This is a genomic window from Streptomyces sp. NPDC005533 (assembly GCF_042871845.1).
Taxonomy (GTDB): domain Bacteria; phylum Actinomycetota; class Actinomycetes; order Streptomycetales; family Streptomycetaceae; genus Streptomyces.
In genome coordinates, this window is sequence record NZ_JBIAJH010000044.1 from 37770 (window position 1) to 53543 (window position 15774).

At 72.4% G+C, this 15774-nt stretch carries 19 protein-coding genes and 1 pseudogene; 8 read left to right on the plus strand and 12 right to left on the minus strand.

Going from position 1 to position 15774, the window contains the following annotated elements; translation table 11 throughout:
• The first annotated feature begins 35 nt into the window (after window positions 1-35).
• The gene (locus ACFYP3_RS30955) at window positions 36-239 is read left to right on the plus strand and encodes a hypothetical protein (protein WP_388839698.1); all 204 of its coding nucleotides are present in this window, start codon (window positions 36-38) and stop codon (window positions 237-239) included.
• A gap of 22 nt (window positions 240-261) precedes the next feature.
• Here the strand turns inward: ACFYP3_RS30955 and ACFYP3_RS30960 are convergent, their stop codons facing one another.
• From ACFYP3_RS30960 to ACFYP3_RS30975, 4 genes are read right to left on the minus strand one after another with little or no spacing between them, the layout of a single operon-like run.
• Window positions 262-1488 (minus strand): amidohydrolase family protein, encoded by a 1227-nt coding sequence (locus ACFYP3_RS30960; RefSeq protein ID WP_388839701.1) that lies wholly within the window; start codon window positions 1486-1488, stop codon window positions 262-264.
• Complete coding sequence (locus tag ACFYP3_RS30965; protein ID WP_388839703.1) at window positions 1488-2789, minus strand: amidohydrolase family protein; 1302 nt, start codon at window positions 2787-2789, stop codon at window positions 1488-1490. Before ACFYP3_RS30965 ends, ACFYP3_RS30960 begins: the two co-directional genes overlap by 1 nt.
• 12 nt (window positions 2790-2801) lie before the next feature.
• Window positions 2802-3686 carry an SDR family NAD(P)-dependent oxidoreductase gene (locus tag ACFYP3_RS30970; protein WP_388839706.1) on the minus strand — a complete coding sequence of 295 codons (885 nt, stop codon included), beginning with the start codon at window positions 3684-3686 and terminating at the stop codon, window positions 2802-2804.
• Between the two features lies 1 nt (window position 3687).
• Window positions 3688-4485, minus strand: coding sequence for an acetoacetate decarboxylase family protein (locus ACFYP3_RS30975; protein WP_388839709.1), 798 nt, complete (start codon window positions 4483-4485; stop codon window positions 3688-3690).
• A 127-nt stretch (window positions 4486-4612) separates the two neighbouring features.
• On the opposite strand from ACFYP3_RS30975, the gene ACFYP3_RS30980 reads away from it, so the two are divergent.
• From ACFYP3_RS30980 to ACFYP3_RS31000, 5 genes are all read left to right on the plus strand, one after another.
• Window positions 4613-5236 (plus strand): TetR/AcrR family transcriptional regulator, encoded by a 624-nt coding sequence (locus ACFYP3_RS30980; RefSeq protein ID WP_388839712.1) that lies wholly within the window; start codon window positions 4613-4615, stop codon window positions 5234-5236.
• A 76-nt stretch (window positions 5237-5312) separates the two neighbouring features.
• Window positions 5313-6290 carry a DEDDh family exonuclease gene (locus ACFYP3_RS30985; protein ID WP_388839715.1) on the plus strand — a complete coding sequence of 326 codons (978 nt, stop codon included), beginning with the start codon at window positions 5313-5315 and terminating at the stop codon, window positions 6288-6290.
• Window positions 6291-6398: 108 nt separating this feature from the next.
• Window positions 6399-6632, plus strand: a complete 234-nt coding sequence (locus ACFYP3_RS30990) for a hypothetical protein (protein WP_388839718.1) — start codon at window positions 6399-6401, stop codon at window positions 6630-6632.
• Window positions 6633-6723: 91 nt separating this feature from the next.
• Entirely contained in the window at window positions 6724-7512 is a 789-nt protein-coding gene (locus ACFYP3_RS30995; RefSeq protein ID WP_388839721.1) for an SURF1 family protein, read from the plus strand.
• Between the two features lie 9 nt (window positions 7513-7521).
• A complete protein-coding gene (locus ACFYP3_RS31000; protein WP_388839724.1) occupies window positions 7522-8277 on the plus strand; it encodes an SDR family oxidoreductase in 756 nt (251 codons plus the stop codon).
• A gap of 199 nt (window positions 8278-8476) precedes the next feature.
• Here the strand turns inward: ACFYP3_RS31000 and amaP are convergent, their stop codons facing one another.
• The 8 genes from amaP to ACFYP3_RS31040 all read right to left on the minus strand — a co-directional run bounded on the left by amaP (window position 8477) and on the right by ACFYP3_RS31040 (window position 13948).
• Window positions 8477-9034: an alkaline shock response membrane anchor protein AmaP gene (gene amaP / locus ACFYP3_RS31005; protein ID WP_388839727.1), complete on the minus strand. Its 558-nt coding sequence runs from the start codon at window positions 9032-9034 to the stop codon at window positions 8477-8479.
• 5 nt (window positions 9035-9039) lie between these two features.
• A complete protein-coding gene (locus ACFYP3_RS31010; protein WP_388839730.1) occupies window positions 9040-9702 on the minus strand; it encodes a DUF6286 domain-containing protein in 663 nt (220 codons plus the stop codon).
• A complete protein-coding gene (locus ACFYP3_RS31015; RefSeq protein ID WP_388839733.1) occupies window positions 9603-10001 on the minus strand; it encodes a hypothetical protein in 399 nt (132 codons plus the stop codon). The genes ACFYP3_RS31010 and ACFYP3_RS31015 overlap by 100 nt, the downstream gene beginning before the upstream one ends.
• A 7-nt stretch (window positions 10002-10008) precedes the next feature.
• Window positions 10009-10194, minus strand: coding sequence for a hypothetical protein (locus ACFYP3_RS31020; protein WP_388839736.1), 186 nt, complete (start codon window positions 10192-10194; stop codon window positions 10009-10011).
• Between the two features lie 15 nt (window positions 10195-10209).
• Window positions 10210-10647, minus strand: a complete 438-nt coding sequence (locus ACFYP3_RS31025; RefSeq protein WP_388839739.1) for an Asp23/Gls24 family envelope stress response protein — start codon at window positions 10645-10647, stop codon at window positions 10210-10212.
• Between the two features lie 160 nt (window positions 10648-10807).
• The gene (locus ACFYP3_RS31030) at window positions 10808-11587 is read right to left on the minus strand and encodes an enoyl-CoA hydratase/isomerase family protein (RefSeq protein WP_388839741.1); all 780 of its coding nucleotides are present in this window, start codon (window positions 11585-11587) and stop codon (window positions 10808-10810) included.
• 157 nt (window positions 11588-11744) lie between these two features.
• Entirely contained in the window at window positions 11745-11966 is a 222-nt protein-coding gene (locus tag ACFYP3_RS31035; RefSeq protein ID WP_030010789.1) for a helix-turn-helix domain-containing protein, read from the minus strand.
• A 383-nt stretch (window positions 11967-12349) separates the two neighbouring features.
• Entirely contained in the window at window positions 12350-13948 is a 1599-nt protein-coding gene (locus ACFYP3_RS31040; RefSeq protein WP_361757235.1) for an ABC-F family ATP-binding cassette domain-containing protein, read from the minus strand.
• A 289-nt stretch (window positions 13949-14237) separates the two neighbouring features.
• On the opposite strand from ACFYP3_RS31040, the pseudogene ACFYP3_RS31045 reads away from it, so the two are divergent.
• Together ACFYP3_RS31045 and ACFYP3_RS31050 are read left to right on the plus strand one after the other, a co-directional pair.
• Window positions 14238-15119, plus strand: a pseudogene (locus ACFYP3_RS31045) (neutral zinc metallopeptidase); the annotation flags it as partial.
• Window positions 15120-15185: 66 nt separating this feature from the next.
• Window positions 15186-15581: a VOC family protein gene (locus ACFYP3_RS31050; RefSeq protein WP_388839745.1), complete on the plus strand. Its 396-nt coding sequence runs from the start codon at window positions 15186-15188 to the stop codon at window positions 15579-15581.
• Window positions 15582-15774: the final 193 nt, after the last annotated feature.

Sequence of the window (15774 nt, forward strand, 5' to 3'; positions counted from 1 at the left end):
GCGAGATGATGTCCGGGCCAAGGGGAGGGCGGGGTATGACGGGCGTCGAGACGGTTCTCTTACGGGTGGCGGGGACGGCGGCGGGGACGCTGGTGAAGTCCCTCCTCGCACGCGCCCCGGGTGCGGGCCTGGCGGCCGATCCGGCGCGGCCGGCCCCGCACTGGCGCCGGCCCCCGGCGGAACTGGGCGTCCTCGGCGCCGAGCTGTTCCCGCCGGGGCGGCTCCGCTGGATGAGCTGAGCCGCCACGGCGGGAGCCGGGGTCACCAGACGCGGACCGAGCCGCCGCGGGCGAAGGCCGGGCTCGTGGCCTGCGGGGGCACGGCCGTCAACGGTTCGGCGATCTCTGCGACCGTCGGTCCGTGCTTGGCCGCCAGCGCGTCCAGCAGGGCGAGGTCGAAGCCGTAGACGCGGGCCGCGTTGCCGCCGGCCATCGCCGCGACCTCCTCCCGCGGGAGGCCCGCGTAGGCGATGCGGAGGCCTTCGCGGGAGAAGGGGGTGGTGCCCTCGTCGTGCGGGTAGTCGCTGCCCCACATGATCTTGTCGAGGCCGATCCGGTCCCGGAGCGGGACCTCGTGGGGGCGCATGAAACTGGCCCCCACGAAGCAGTTCTCCCGCCAGACCTCGCTCGGCCCGCTGCCCATCGACTCGGCGAGCCCCGCCCCGAACTTGGCCTCCGCCGTGGCCGAGGCCGCGACCAGGCGGCCGTGGTAGTAGTCCAGCATCTCCAGCACGCCCGGGATCCAGCCGGACCCCTGCTCCGTCAGGACCAGTTTGAGGCCCGGGTGGCGGCGGAAGGCGCCGCCGAAGACGAGGTGCCACAGGGCGCGGTGCGAGAACCACGTGGTCTCCACCATGAAGACCGCGCGGGCGGCCGGTTCGTCGCCCAGCGGCGGGGACGCCGAGCCGCCGTGGTGGTTGACCGGGACGTCCAGCTCGTCGCAGACCGCCCAGATGGGGTCGTACGCGGCCGAGTACAGCTCCGGGACCGGGGAGCCGGGCGGGACGCCGGGCAGCAGGATGCCGCCCGTGAGGCCCGCCTCCTTCGTGCGGCGGATCTCCTTCACCGCCGCGTCCACGTCGTTGAGGAGGATCTGCGCCACGCCCGCGCGCCGGCCCGGCGCGTCCGCGCAGAAGTCCGCCAGCCAGCGGTTGTGCGCCTGGAGCCCGGCCCAGCGCATCTCGTACTCGGCGGCCGTCGGCGGCTGCGCCATCAGCGAGGCCTTGGGGAAGAACGGCGGGATGGTGTTGGGGAAGACGACCTCGGCGACGATGCCGTCCGCCTCCAGTTCCGCGAGGCGCCGCGCGGAGTTCCAGTTGCGGTCCGCCGTGTCCGCGAGGAGGTCCTCGTACGGGTTCACGTAGCCGGCGGCCCAGGCGTCGAAGTCGTCGTGGTACCGCTCCTCCAGGTACGGCTTGTAGTCCAGCAGGTCGGCGCCCGCGTGGCAGTCCGCCGAGATGACCGTGTAGCGGTCCTGGCCGTCCGTCATCACGAGACCCCCAGGACCGGGAAGTCGCCGCCGGTCAGCCAGTGGCGGCCGGTCTCGCGGGAGCGGGCCCAGGAGGCCGCCACCGCCGCCTGGTCCGGGGACTGGCCCAGCTCGGCCGGGGTGGGGCCGATCCGGCGGGCGACGGGCGCGAGCTTCTCCGTGTCGAAGCCGAAGACCTCGGCCGCGGCGAGGCCGAGCATCCGGCGGGTCTCGTCCACCGGGATGTCGTGGAAGGTCTTCTTCAGCCAGTTCCGGGTGTCCGGCCACGTGCCCTCGGGGTGCGGGAAGTCCGAGCCCCACAGGATGTTGTCCACGCCGATCTCGTAGCGCTGGGCCAGCTCGCGCCGTTTGGTGTTGGTCGCGCAGACGAACACCTGGCGGTCCAGGTACTCGCTCGGCGGCCGCTTCAGCTCCTCGAACGGGGAGAGCTTCTTGCCGCCGTGCGCGCCGAGGTAGAGGCGGTCCATGAACCACAGCTGGTTCGGCAGCCACCAGCAGCCGGATTCCGCCACGCCGAACCTGAGGCCCGGGTGGCGCTCGAAGACCCCCGACCAGAGCAGGAACCACAGCGGGCGGGCCGGCCACCAGGTGACCTCGGAGACGAAGATCCCCAGGTGGTCGCCGTACTCGTGGCGCGGCGAGGACCCGGAGTGGGTGACGATCGGCATCCGCGTCTCGGCCGCCGCCGCCCATACGGGGTCGTAGCGGCGGTCGTGGTAGGGCGCCTTGTCCACCCACATGGCCGGGATCATCAGCGCGCCCAGCCCGGACTCCTTGGCCCGGTGGATCTCGGCGACGACCTTCGACGGTTCGCCCGTGATGGGGAGCAGGGCGACCCCGCAGTGCCGCTCGGGGTTTTCCGAGACGAACTCCGCAAGCCAGCGGTTGTGGGCCTGCGCGCCCGCCATGCCCAGCTCGGGGTCCTGGTCGCCGGAGAGGCCGAGGCCCACGCCGAAGGGGGCCGCGGTCTGGCTGTCGACGGCGTCCGCGTCGGGGAAGACGACCTCGGCGGCCACGCCGTCGCCGTCGAGTTCCTTCAGCCGCTGCCCGGTGTCCCAGCCGCCCCGCAGGCCCTCCTCGTGGTCACGGAACCACTTCTCGGCGAAGGCCTCGTTGCGGACGCCGAGTCGGGTGGCCTCCGCGCGGCGGGCGTCGCGCTCGCCGAGGAACTCGTCGAACCGGGAGTGGAAGCGGGAGTCGAGGTAGGGCCGGTACTGCTCCGTGGGCAGGCCCGCGTGGCAGTCGGAGGAGATGATCAGGTACGGGTCTTCACAGGGTGTGTCACTCACGATGTCACTCACGACGAACGCCCCTCAGTCGAGGATGAAGCTTTCCAGGTAGGCGGGGTTGGCACGGTCGAGCATCGACTGCGACCGGGCCCGGATCTGGCGGTCGCTGTGCCCGCCGGCCGGGAGCATCCAGAAGCGGTCGGCGCGCAGGCCCTCGAGGACGTGCTCGGCGACCTCCTCGACGGGGGTGAACTCCACCTCGTGGCCGGCCTTCCTCATCGCGGCCTCGTACTGGTCGAGGCTGCGGTACGGGGACTTGCGCGGCCGCTCCTTCGCGTACCGCTCGGGCCGGTTGCGGTGCGACTCCCACAGGCCGGTGCGCAGCATGTGCGGTCCGGGGAAGAGGACGGAGGCCCCGACGGCGGCGCCCTCCGCCTTGAGGTGGGCGTAGAGCGACTCGGTCATGGTGACCACGGCCGCCTTGGTGACGGCGTAGACGGAGGCGGTGGGCAGGGGGGCGATGCCGCCGTCGCCGGAGGAGGTGTTGACGACGTGGCCGGGCGCGCCGCCCGCGATCATGCGGGGGACGAAGGCCTGGATGCCGTGGAAGACGCCCCACACGTTGACGGAGAAGGCCCATTTCCAGTCGTTGGGCTCGTGCTCCCACATCCGGCCCTCGGCGCCGGAGCCGACACCGGCGTTGTTGCACAGCACGTGCACGGCGCCGAAGGTCTCGTACGTCGCGTCGGCCAGCGCGAGCACGGAGTCGCGGTCGCTGACGTCGACGAGCCGTGCGAGCACCTGCGCCCCGTCGGCGGTGAGCTCGTCGGCGGCCTTGCGCAGGGCGCCCTCCTCCACGTCGGCGAGGACCACCTTGAGCCCCTCGGCGGCGAAGCGACGGGCCATCGCGAGGCCGATGCCACTGGCGGCTCCGGTGACGACGGCCACCTGTCCCGGTTCGATCCGCATGTCAGACACTTCCTTCCGGAGGGCCGTCGAGGATCTGCATCGGGTCGTCGTAGCGCTGGTGGATGTACGGGAGCAGGGCCTGGGCGCTGACCCGTTCGACGACCCGGCCCTTCTGGTCGGTGGTCTTCTCGCCGATGGTGATCTCCACGATCCGGCGGACGGGGAGGTCGGCGACGGGGTCGAACATCGACTCGCGCAGGACGATGTCCCCGGTGATGTGCTCCAGCTTGCGGACCTTCTCGTTGCGGGTGACGTGGACGAGCACCGGATCGGCGTCGAACCCCGAACCATCCACCGCCGGAAGGAACTTGAAGTAGAAGTCGGTCTTGGCGGCGGGCTCGGGCAGCGGCAGCGCGCGGTCCACCGCCCCGCGGACCTCGACGAAGGCGATGCCGTGCCGGGCGAGGGCGGCCCGGACGACGAGGCCGTCGCGTTCGACGGTGACCTCGCCCAGCTTCTTCGGCTCGCCGAAGACCTCGCGGCCGCCGATCAGGGCGCGCTCGTGGGTCATCGGCATGACCAGCGGGTACCAGCCCTCGACCCCGCCGTGCTGGGCGGCGACCGCCACCGAGCCGGCGCCGAGCGGGTAGCCGGGCAGGTCGACCTTGCTGATGCTGGCCCGTACGAGGGGCCGGTCGGCCGGCTTGAGGGGCGGCGGGAGGACCGCCGCCACGACGTCGGGGTCGCTCTCCCAGACGCCCACCACGCCGGTGGACCAGATGTCGGGGAGCTTGGAACTCTTCTCGCGCGACGCCGCGATCTCGGCCTCGGTCCGCGCTCCGTACCGTACGCGTGCCATGTGTCGCCCCATCCCTCGTCATTGAGCGGAGTCAGGTTCTGTAACACAGTTACACCGCCGCCGATGAAGGGTAAAGACCCGTGCACGCACCAGAACTGACACTCCGACAGATCGGTGGCCCCAGACCATGGCCAGATCAACGCTGACCCGCGACGAGGTGCTGGACGCCGCCGCGTCCCTGGTCAGGCAGCACGGTCCGGCCGCCCTCACCATGCGGGGGCTCGCCGCCGAACTGGGCACCGCGGTGACGTCCATCTACTGGCACGTCGGCAACCGCGAATCGCTGCTCGACGCCCTCGTACGGCGGACCGTGGAGGAGATGGGTGCGATCAGGCCCGCCGGCCGCACCCCCGCCGACCGCATCCTGTCGGTGGCCCGGATCCTGCGCCGCGAACTGCGCGGGCGCCCGCACCTGATCGCGATGGTCCACGAGCGCGGCCTCACCGAGCGGATGTTCCTGCCCGCGCAGCAGGCGCTCGTCCACGAGGTGCACGCCGCGGGACTGCGCGGCGCACGCGCGGCCGACGCGGTGCGCGCGATCCAGTTCCAGATCGTCGGCTTCCTGCTCGTCGAGCGCAACCGCGAGCGCTCCCCCGCCCAGTCCCCGGCCGAGAGCGAGCTCTGGGACCCGGCCGCGGCCCCCCACGACCCGGCCCTCGCCCGCGCCCTGGCCCGCCCGGCCGACCCGGAACGCCTGTTCCTGCTGTCCGTACGCGCTTTGACGACGGCCCTGCTCGAGCCCGGCCCGTGAGCGCCGGCGAACGGGGCGCTGAGCCGGGCCGATGAGGCATCGCGGCAACGGCTGTCGGTCGGGGCCGATATCCTCTGTGACCATGCTCGACGACCGTACGACCGCAGAGACGACGTGGCCGACCGCCTACCCACAGGGGTACGCGGTCGTCGACGTGGAGACGACCGGGCTCGCCCGCGACGACCGGATAGTCTCCGCCGCCGTCTACCGGCTCGACGCGCAGGGCAATGTCGAGGACCACTGGTACACCCTGGTCAACCCGGAGCGGGACCCGGGACCGGTGTGGATCCACGGGCTGACGAGCGAGGTGCTCGCCGGCGCCCCGCTCTTCAAGGACATCGCCGAGGAGTTCGCCGGCCGCCTCGCGGACCGGGTGCTGGTCGCGCACAACGCCATCTTCGACTGGCAGATGATCGCCCGGGAGTACGCACGGGCCGCCGAGACCGCGCCGGTCCGTCAGCGGCTGTGCACCATCGCCCTGTCGAAGGAACTGGACCTCCCGCTGCCCAACCACAAGCTGGAGTCGCTCGCCGCGCACTTCGGCGTGGTCCAGCAGCGCGCCCACCACGCGCTCGACGACGCGCGGGTGCTGGCGGAGGCCTTCCGCCCGTCGCTGCACGCGGCCGCGCAGGGCGGGGTACGGCTGCCCCTCCTGGAGTGCCGGCCGCTGACGGAGTGGTCGGACTCGGCCGCCGCGCCGCGCGTGGGGTACCAGTCCTCGTACCGGGGCGGCGGCTGGCGGCCCTCGCGCAAGCGGCCGCCGTGCCCGCACCCGAATCCGGGGCGGTACGAGGACGGCGAGCCGCTGAAGCAGGGCATGCGGATCGCCTTCTCCGGTGACACCTCGGTGGAGCGGGAGCTGCTGGAGGACCGCGCCGTCGAGGCGGGTCTGCACATCGCGACGAGCGTGTCGCGGCTCACCAGCCTCCTCGTGACGAACGACCCGGACTCGGCGACGTCGAAGACGGTCAAGGCGAAGTCCTTCGGCACGCCGGTCGTCGACGAGGCCGCCTTCACCCAGTTGCTGCGGGACGTGGCCCCGGCGGAGTCCTGAGCCCGGGCCACCGCGAGGGGAGGTGCCGTTGCGCCGGGCGGGTGCAGGCGCGGCGACTCACCCCGCTGGATCTTGTTCCGCTCCCCCGCCGTGCGCAGCATTCGGCGCATGGCACGTTGTGAGGTCTGCGGAAACGATTACGGCATGTCCTTCGAGGTGCACGCGCAGGGCGCCGTGCACGTCTTCGACTGCTTCTCCTGCGCCATCCACCGCATGGCGCCCGTCTGTGAGCACTGCCGGGTCTCGATCATCGGGCAGGGTGTCGAGGTCTCGGGGCAGTGGTTCTGCGGGGCGCACTGCGCCCGCGAGGAGGGGAAGGTGGGCATCGTCGACCGCGTCTGACTCCCCCGCCCTCCCCCGATCCCGTACCCCCGTGACCCCGGACGGCCACCCGGCCGCCGGGGTCCTCCGCGCTGGGGGTACCGTCGTGGGCGTGTACCGCTTTGTGCTGACCCGGCAGTGGGTGTGCCTCACCCTCATCACCCTCGCCCTCATCCCCGTGATGATCAAGCTGGGGTTCTGGCAGTACCACCGCCATGAACACCGGGTCGCGCAGAACCAGCTGATCGAGGCGAACCTGCGGGCGGAGCCGGTCCCCGTGGCCGAGGTCACCTCCCCCGGCCACAAGGTCCCCCGCGCGGACTTCTGGCGTGCGGTCACCGCGACCGGCACGTACGACTCCGCGCACGAGGTCGTCGTACGGATGCGCACCGACAACGACGACAAGGTCGGCTTCCACGTCCTGACCCCGCTGGTCCTTACCGACGGCCGGGTGGTCCTGGTCAACCGGGGCTGGGTGCCGGGCGGCGACGACCCGCGCGCCTACCCGCCGGTGCCGGCCGCCCCCGCGGGCGAGGTCACCGTCACCGGCCGGCTGAAGGCCGACGAGACGAGCGGCGGCAGCGGCATCAAGGACCGCAAGGGCCTGCCGGACCGCCAGGTCATGCTGATCAACAGCGCGCAGCAGGCGGATTACCTGGGCCGGCCGGTCCTCGGCGGGTACCTGGAGCTCACCGGCCCGTCCCCCGAGGCGGGCCCCGAGACCATCGCCGATCCCGACCACGACTCGATCGGCCCCCACATGGCGTACGCCGTCCAGTGGTGGCTGTTCGCGGCCGCGGTGCCGGTGGGCTGGGTGGTCCTCGTACGGCGGGAGAAGCGCGACCGCGAGGAGGCGGCGGCCAAGGGCGAAGCCGTCGAACAGGAGCCCGCGACGGCGTAGCGTGTCGGCATGGATCTTGGACTGAAAGACCGTGTCTACATCGTCACCGGGGCCACGCGCGGCCTCGGCTTCGCCTCCGCCCGGGAACTGACCGCCGACGGCGCGAAGGCCCTCGTGACGGGCCGGGACGCGAAGCGGGCGGCCGACGCCGCCGCCGAGCTCGGCCCGAACGCCGTGGGTGTCGCGGCGGACAACTCCGACCCGGCGGTGGCCGGGCGGCTCGTCGCCACCGCGCGCGAGCGCTTCGGCCGTTTCGACGGCATCCTCATCAGCGTCGGCGGCCCGGCTCCCGGTTCCGCCGCCGACAACACCGACGAACAGTGGTCGGCGGCCTTCGAGTCGGTCTTCCTGGGCGCGGTCCGCCTCGCGCGGGCGGCCGCCGCCGAGCTGGGCGAGGGCGGGGTCATCGGCTTCGTCCTGTCGGGCTCGGTCCACGAGCCGATCCCCGGGCTGACCATCTCCAACGGCCTGCGCCCGGGCCTGGCGGGCTTCGCGAAGTCGCTCTCGGTGGAGCTCGGCCCGCGCGGGATCCGGGTGGTCGGCCTGCTCCCGGCGCGCATCGACACCGACCGCGTGCGGGAGCTCGACGCGCTCGGCGGCGACGCCGACGCGGCCCGCGCCGGGAACGAGTCCCGCATCCCGCTGCGGCGCTACGGCGCCCCGGAGGAGTTCGGCCGCACGGCGGCCTTCCTGCTGTCCCCGGCCGCCTCGTACCTGACGGGCGTCATGCTCCCGGTCGACGGCGGCTCCCGCCACGGCTTCTGACCCGCCGTGGGGCGCCGGCCGCCGTGGGCCGCCGCTAGGTCGTCTCTTTCGGATCTTGTCGGCCTTGCCCGCGGTGCCTGGTGCCGTGCAGGGCAAGGCGGAGGGGCGCCCGTGTACTGGACGTACTTGGGCGCTCCGACAACGCGGCCAGGTGCGGTGCCAGGTGCCGCGGGCCCCGGCAAGATCCGAAAGAGACGGCCTAGGTGACGCGCTGCGCCCGGTGTGACGCCACTTTGAGGCGGGCCTCCGTCGGGAGTTCGGCGAGGCCCGCCGAGGTACGGGCGTGGGTCAGGACCGGGCCCGCGACGGCGGCCAGCGTGTCGGCGGGCACCGCGTGGGGTTCCAGTTCGAGGGCGACCCGCAGCGCGGGCGAGTCGCGCCGCCCGCGCAGCACGACCCGGCAGCCGGCGACCCCGTCCAGCGCGCCGGCCTCCGCGGCCACCGCCTCCTCCAGCGCCCGCCCGCGCAGCAGGGCGAAGGCCCCGTCGCCGGTGTCCACGAGCATCGCGGGCAGCCGTGGGCGCCTCAGCTGGGACAGCAGCCACCACAGGGCCAGCAGCACGACCACCGCGAGCCCGGCGAGCACCGCCCACCACTGCCAGCCGTCGGCGTACCAGTACCGGTGCCTCGTCGCGGCCGTCAGCAGCGGTGCGTGCCGCCCGTGCAGCGGCCACCGAGCCGTCAGCAGTACGACGCCGGCCGCCAGCAGGACCACTCCGGCCACCGCCAGCAGGATCCGGTTCACCACCCCGAGCATCCCGCTCACCTCCTGACCCGTACGCGCGCCCGCGGCGGGTGCGCGAGGCCCAGTTCCTCGATGCCGACGGCGAGCACGGCGTCCAGGTCGGCCCGTACGTCGTCCAGTTCACGGAAGTGCGAGGTGGCCCGCACCCCCACGTGGGAGCGGCCCATCCTGACCCGGACCGAGCGCACCCCGGGCACCTCCATGGCCCGGTCCCGCAGGACCTGCGCGGCGTCCTTGCGGCCGAGCCCGGCGTGTACCGCCGGGCCCTGGCCGGGGGGCCGCATGGTCAGGATCCGGCGCAGCCCGGGGGTGAGCGCGAGCAGCAGGAGGACCGCCCCGACCACGGCCAGGGCCCCGCCGGTCAGCTGGACCGACAGGTCGGCGGGGGTCGCGGTCTCCAGCCAGTGGGCGAGGTCGCCGCGCCAGCCCATGGCGGGCCGGCCCGACCGTACGGCGGCCAGGTCGTACAGGAACAGGGCCGCCACCCCCAGCACGACCAGGGCGGTGAGCGCGGCGGGCACCCGGCGCGCGGAGCGGAACCGGTGCGCCCGGCCGGGGCCGGGACCGGGGCCGGGGGCCGTCACCGCAGCCGCCGGTCCCGCCCTGCGGCGGTCCGGGTGTGGGCGGAGTGCAGGTGTTCGACCTCGATGTCCACCTCGGGCACGGTCATCTGCGCGCACTCCTCGACGCGCCGGGCCACCCGGGCGCGTACGGCGGCGCACTGGGCGGCGACGTCGGAGGGGTAGTCGAGCTCCAGGCTCACCCGTACCCGTGCGATGTCGTGGTGCACGGTGACGGTGGCGTGCGGGGGCGCGCCCGAGGGGGCGGCCAGGGCCTCCCTGGCGGCCTGGGCCGCGATCTTGGCGACGACCCGGTCGGCGATGAGGGTGGATCCGCGGTCTGCGGGGGGCACCCGCGACGGGGTGGCCGGGGGCGGGGTGGCCGGGGGTGGAGTGGCCCGGGGCTGGATGGTGCTCATCGGCCCCTCACCCGCGCCGGTCGTCGCGGCGGCGGAACAGGTCCCCGGCGTCCATGTCCCCGTCGACGAAGCGACCGAGGACGAACCCGAGGGCGCCGAGGGCCGCCACCAGGAGGAAGGCGCCGAAACCACCGAAATACCCGGCGAACGCCAGGGCCATTCCGGCGAACAGGCCGGCGATCGCCATGTTCATTACGGCTCCTCTCGGCTAGTGGAGACGGGTCTCCGGCTCTTCGTCGGGCTCGTCCGGAAGCTTGACGTCGCTGACGGCGATGTTGACCTCGACGACTTCCAGGCCGGTCATCCGCTCGACCGCCGAGATGACGTTCTCACGGACCGCCCGTGCGACGTCGCGGATCGACACGCCGTAGTCGACGATGATCTCCAGGTCGAGGGCGGTCTGGACCTCGCCGACCTCCGCCTTGACCCCGCGGCTGACGGAGGCCTTCTGGCCGCCGGGCACGCGCTCGCGGACGGCGCCGAAGGTACGGGAGAGGGCGGTGCCGCTGCCCATGGCGTGGACGCCGACCACCTCGCGGGCGGCCAGCCCGGCGATCTTCTCGACCACGCCGTCGGAGATGCTGGTGCGCCCCCGGTCACCGGGTTCCTTGAGGGAGCCACCCCGGCCTGCTGCGGATTCGCTCATGGCGTGCCCTTTCACGCGTGCGGAATCGGACTCACTCCGCACCACGTTAGGCGCGTGTCCGCGCTCGCGCCTCGGGACTACTCCGCTCGGCGGGATCCGGTTCACCGGCTCCGGCCGTGCCGGGGCCGCGCCCGCACGCGCGGGCGCAGCCCGGGGAACGTCAGTCGGACAGCCCCGCGAGGTCGCGCAGACGGCGGGCCTGGGCGGCCCGCTCGGCGGCGCGCTGGTCGTCGTACGGGCGGGAGTGCGCGGTGCGCAGGAGGGCCTTGGTCTCGATCACGGCGTCCCGCGGCGGGGCCAGCAGGGCGGTGGTGAGGTCCTGGACGGCGGCGTCGAGCTCGTCGGCTGGGACGACCAGGTTGGCGAGGCCGACCCGCTCGGCTTCCTCGGCGTGCACGAAGCGGCCCGTCGCGCAGATCTCCAGCGCGCGGGCGTAGCCGACCAGGGAGGTCAGGGGCTGGGTGCCGGCCAGGTCGGGGACCAGACCCAGGCTGGTCTCGCGCATGGCGAACTGCACGTCGTCCGCGACCACGCGCAGATCGCACGCGAGCGCGAGCTGGAAGCCGGCGCCGATCGCGTGCCCTTGCACGGCGGCGACGGAGATGATGTCGTTACGCCTCCACCAGGTGAACGCCTCCTGGTACTCGGCGATCGTGGAATCGAGCAGTTCGTCCGAGCCACGTGCCAGATCGAGGAAGGACGGCTCGCCCTCGAAGCCTTCGGGGGTGAACGCCTGCCGGTCGAGCCCTGCGGAGAAGGACTTGCCCTCACCGCGCAGCACGACGACCCGGACGGTGCCCGGCAACGACCTCCCGGCCTCGGCCAAAGCCCGCCAGAGCGCGGGGGATTGGGCATTTCGCTTGGCCGGATTGGTCAGTGTCACCGTGGCGACCGTGTCGTCGACGGTGAGTCGTACGCCGTCCTTGTCGAGCAGAGCCATCTGTATGCCTCCGGTGTGCAGTCGGCCGCAAGCCCGGCCTAAGTGACTGCACAGTAACCACCCAGTCGACCACGGGGCCGACCGGGGGTCACCGAAGGAAACGTCGGAACGTGTGAGCTTGTGAAGCCTTGGAGCGTTGGAACCGATGGGACCGGGATCAGGCCGTAGCCGCCTTCTTACCGCGCGTCGCGCCTCCGCGACCACGCAGCGAGACCCCGGACTCACTGAGCATCCGGTGGACGAATCCGTAGGACCGGCCGGTCTCTTCGGCCAGCGCCCGGATACTCGCACCGGAGTCGTACTTCTTCTTCAGGTCTGCCGCGAGCTTGTCGCGCGCGGCGCCGGTTACCCGGCTGCCCTTCTTCAGAGTCTCGGCCACCCGTGCCTCCTCATGGGAAGTGCGCTCTGGACTTCTCATGATCACCCCTCCCACGCTTCCTGGCCACCCATTCAGCAAGGTCGGTACGGCGGCATTTCTCAAGCCGTGGACACGCGAGCAGAACGGAATCTCCTCTTCCGCCGCATGACTTCCGTCACACTTCCCCGCCCGCGCCGGGAATCGCCAGGTCAGAGGCGGGGCAGCGGAAAGCGAACGGCCCCGGTCGCGCACCTTCACGGGTGCGGCCGGGGCCGTCGAACGACGCGCAACGGTACGAGACCGTCTCACTCAGATGATGGATCACCCCTGAGCCGAATGATCCATAAGGAACTGGATCAGGGTCACCGCAGGCCCGGACCGTGATCGGACGGGACCCCTCCGGGTCAGGCGAGCGCCACCAGGTCCCGGTAGTCCGGGCCCCACAGGTCCTCGACGCCGTCCGGGAGCAGGATGATCCGCTCCGGCTCCAGCGCCTCGACGGCGCCCTCGTCGTGCGTGACGAGGATGACCGCGCCCTTGTACGTGCGCAGGGCGCCCAGGATCTCCTCGCGGCTGGCCGGGTCGAGGTTGTTCGTGGGCTCGTCGAGCAGCAGCACGTTCGCAGAAGAGACGACCAGCGTGGCCAGGGCCAGCCGGGTCTTCTCGCCGCCGGAGAGCACCCCGGCGGGCTTGTCCACGTCGTCCCCGGAGAAGAGGAAGGAGCCGAGCGTCTTGCGTACGGCGACCAGGTCCAGGTCGGGCGCGGAGGAGCGCATGTTCTCCAGGACCGTCCGCTCCGGGTCCAGGGTCTCGTGCTCCTGGGCGTAGTAGCCGAGCTTGAGGCCGTGACCGGGGACGACGGTGCCGGTGTCGGGCTTCTCGGTGCCCGACAGCAGGCGCAGCAGGGTGGTCTTGCCGGCGCCGTTGAGGCCGAGGATGACGACGCGGGAGCCCTTGTCGATGGCCAGGTCGACGTCGGTGAAGATCTCCAGCGAGCCGTAGGACTTGGAGAGGCCCTCGGCGGTCAGCGGGGTCTTGCCGCAGGGCGCCGGGTCCGGGAAGCGCAGCTTGGCGACCTTGTCGGAGACGCGGACGGCGTCCAGGCCGGCGAGCAGCCGGTCGGCACGCTTGGCCATGTTCTGCGCGGCGACGGTCTTGGTGGCCTTGGCGCGCATCTTGTCGGCCTGCGAGTTCAGGGCCGCGGCCTTCTTCTCGGCGTTCTGGCGCTCGCGCTTGCGGCGCTTCTCGTCGGCCTCGCGCTGCTGCTGGTAGAGCTTCCAGCCCATGTTGTAGACGTCGATCTGGGCGCGGTTGGCGTCCAGGTAGAAGACCTTGTTGACGACGGTCTCGACCAGGTCGACATCGTGGGAGATCACGATGAAGCCGCCGCGGTAGTTCTTCAGGTAGTCCCGCAGCCAGACGATGGAGTCGGCGTCGAGGTGGTTGGTGGGCTCGTCGAGGAGCAGGGTGTCGGCGTCCGAGAAGAGGATCCGGGCGAGCTCGACGCGGCGGCGCTGACCACCGGAGAGGGTGTGCAGCGGCTGGCCGAGCACCCGGTCGGGCAGGCTGAGCGCCGCGGAGATGGTGGCGGCCTCGGACTCGGCGGCGTACCCGCCCTTGGTGAGGAACTCCGTCTCCTGGCGCTCGTACTGCTTGAGGGCCTTCTCGCGGGTGGCGCCGGCGCCGGTGGCGATGCGCTCCTCGTTGGCGCGCATCTTCTTGATCAGTACGTCGAGACCGCGCGCGGACAGGATCCGGTCACGGGCCAACACGTCGAGGTCGCCGGTGCGCGGGTCCTGCGGGAGGTAGCCGACCTCGCCCGAGCGGGCGATGGAACCGGCGGCGGGCTGTCCCTCGCCCGCGAGGCACTTGGTGAGGGTGGTCTTGCCCGCTCCGTTGCGGCCGACCAGGCCGATGCGGTCGCCCTTGGCGACGCGGAAGGAAGCGGACTCGATGAGGATGCGGGCGCCGGCGCGCAGCTCGATGCCGGTGGCGGTGATCACGGAAATACTCCAGGGCGGGTCGGGACGGCGGAAGGGGGGCAGGACGCGATGCTTCGACGCCGCTAATCCGCGAGGAGATTTGCCATGGGAGACATTCTACCGGGGGTGTGCAACTGGTTTCCGGGCCCGGGGCGGTCCGCCGGACGGCCGGGAGCCGCTCCGCCGCGTCCCCCGTTCGGCCCAGGCGTCCCGGGAGTGCCGGGGGCGCGTACCGGGGGGAAATGGGCATACTCACCGCAGGGGCGGCCGCGCGGCCCACCCGGTCCCACGACGAGAGGACGGTGCGGGGATGCAGTTCGACGACGACGCCAACCTGGACACCTCCGAGGTCAAGGATGTGCGCGGCAGCCGCGTCCCCGGCGGGAGGGCCACGATCGGCGGCGGACTCGTCGGCATCATCGCGCTCGTCCTGGGACTGCTCTTCGGCGTGGGCCCGGACGAGCTGGGACTGTCCTCCGGGGACCAGGAGCCGGGGCCGGCCGCGTCCTCCGTTAACGAGGTGCAGCAGGAGTGCAGGACGGGGCGGGACGCGAACGCGCGGGAGGACTGCCGGCTGGTCGCGGTGGTCAACAGCACGCAGGACTTCTGGAGGCAGGAGTTCGCCCGGCGCGGCGGCCAGTACAGCCCGGCGTCGACGGTGTTCTTCACCGGTCGGGTGAACACCGCGTGCGGGGCGGCCACCTCCGCGGTGGGCCCCTTCTACTGCCCCGACCGGCAGGTCTATCTGGACAGGTTCTGGATGTGGTGCCCGTACTCGTGCGCGACGACGTAGGCCTGCGCGAAGGGGCCGCCGCTCGCGCCGAACTTCGTCCGCAGCTCGTTGAAGAAGCCGAGGGGCACGCTCCAGCGTTCCCAGGACGGGCGGCAGGGCGCGAACAGCAACGCGGTCAAGGTCGAGCTGCAGGCCGACTGCTACGCGGGGGTGTGGGCGCACAACGCGACGCGCACCCCGGACGAGTCCACGGGGCGTCCGCTGATCACGAACCTGACCGACCAGGACATCAGGGACGGGCTGGACGCGGCGGCCGCGGTCGGCGACGACCGGATCCAGGAGAGGTTCCAGGGCCGGGTGACCCCGGAGTCCTGGACGCACGGCTCGGCCGAGCAGCGGCAGCAGTGGTTCTACCAGGGCTACCGCACGGGCGACATGGCCCAGTGCAACACCTTCCGCTGACGGTCGGCGCCGCCTGCCATGCTGGTGTGACGCGGGTCACCGTCACGAGAGGGAGTGATCGTCATGGCAGGCGTTCCGTCCATCTGTCCCACGCTGGTCTACCGCGACGCGAAGGCGGCCATCCGGCTGCTGACCGAGGCCTTCGGGTTCAGCCAGGTCGCGGTGTACGAGGGTGAGGACGGCTCGGTGGTGCACGCGGAGCTGGCCTACGGCAACGGCATGGTGATGCTGGGCAGCAAGGGCACCGGCGGGGGCTTCGACAAGGCCATGGACGGCGCCGGCCCCGCGGGGGTCTATGTCGTGGTCGACGACGTGGACGCCCACCACCGGCGGGCCGCCGAGCACGGGGTGGAGATCGTGATGGAACCCAAGGACCAGGACTACGGCTCGCGCGACTACACGGCCCGGGACGGCGAGGGCAACATCTGGAGCTTCGGCACGTACGCGCCGCAGGTCTGAGACCCGCGGCGGGGCGGTCCCGGGCACGGCGCCGAGGCGTCGTGCCCGGACAGGACCGGGCCGCCCCTTCCGGATCCGGCTCCTCCGGCAGGATCCGGAAGAGACGACCTAGTGACCTGAGTCAGAGATTCACTGTTAGTCGGGCATGAGTCGTCCAGGCCCGAAGATTCCGCCGTTGTCGGTCACCGATGCC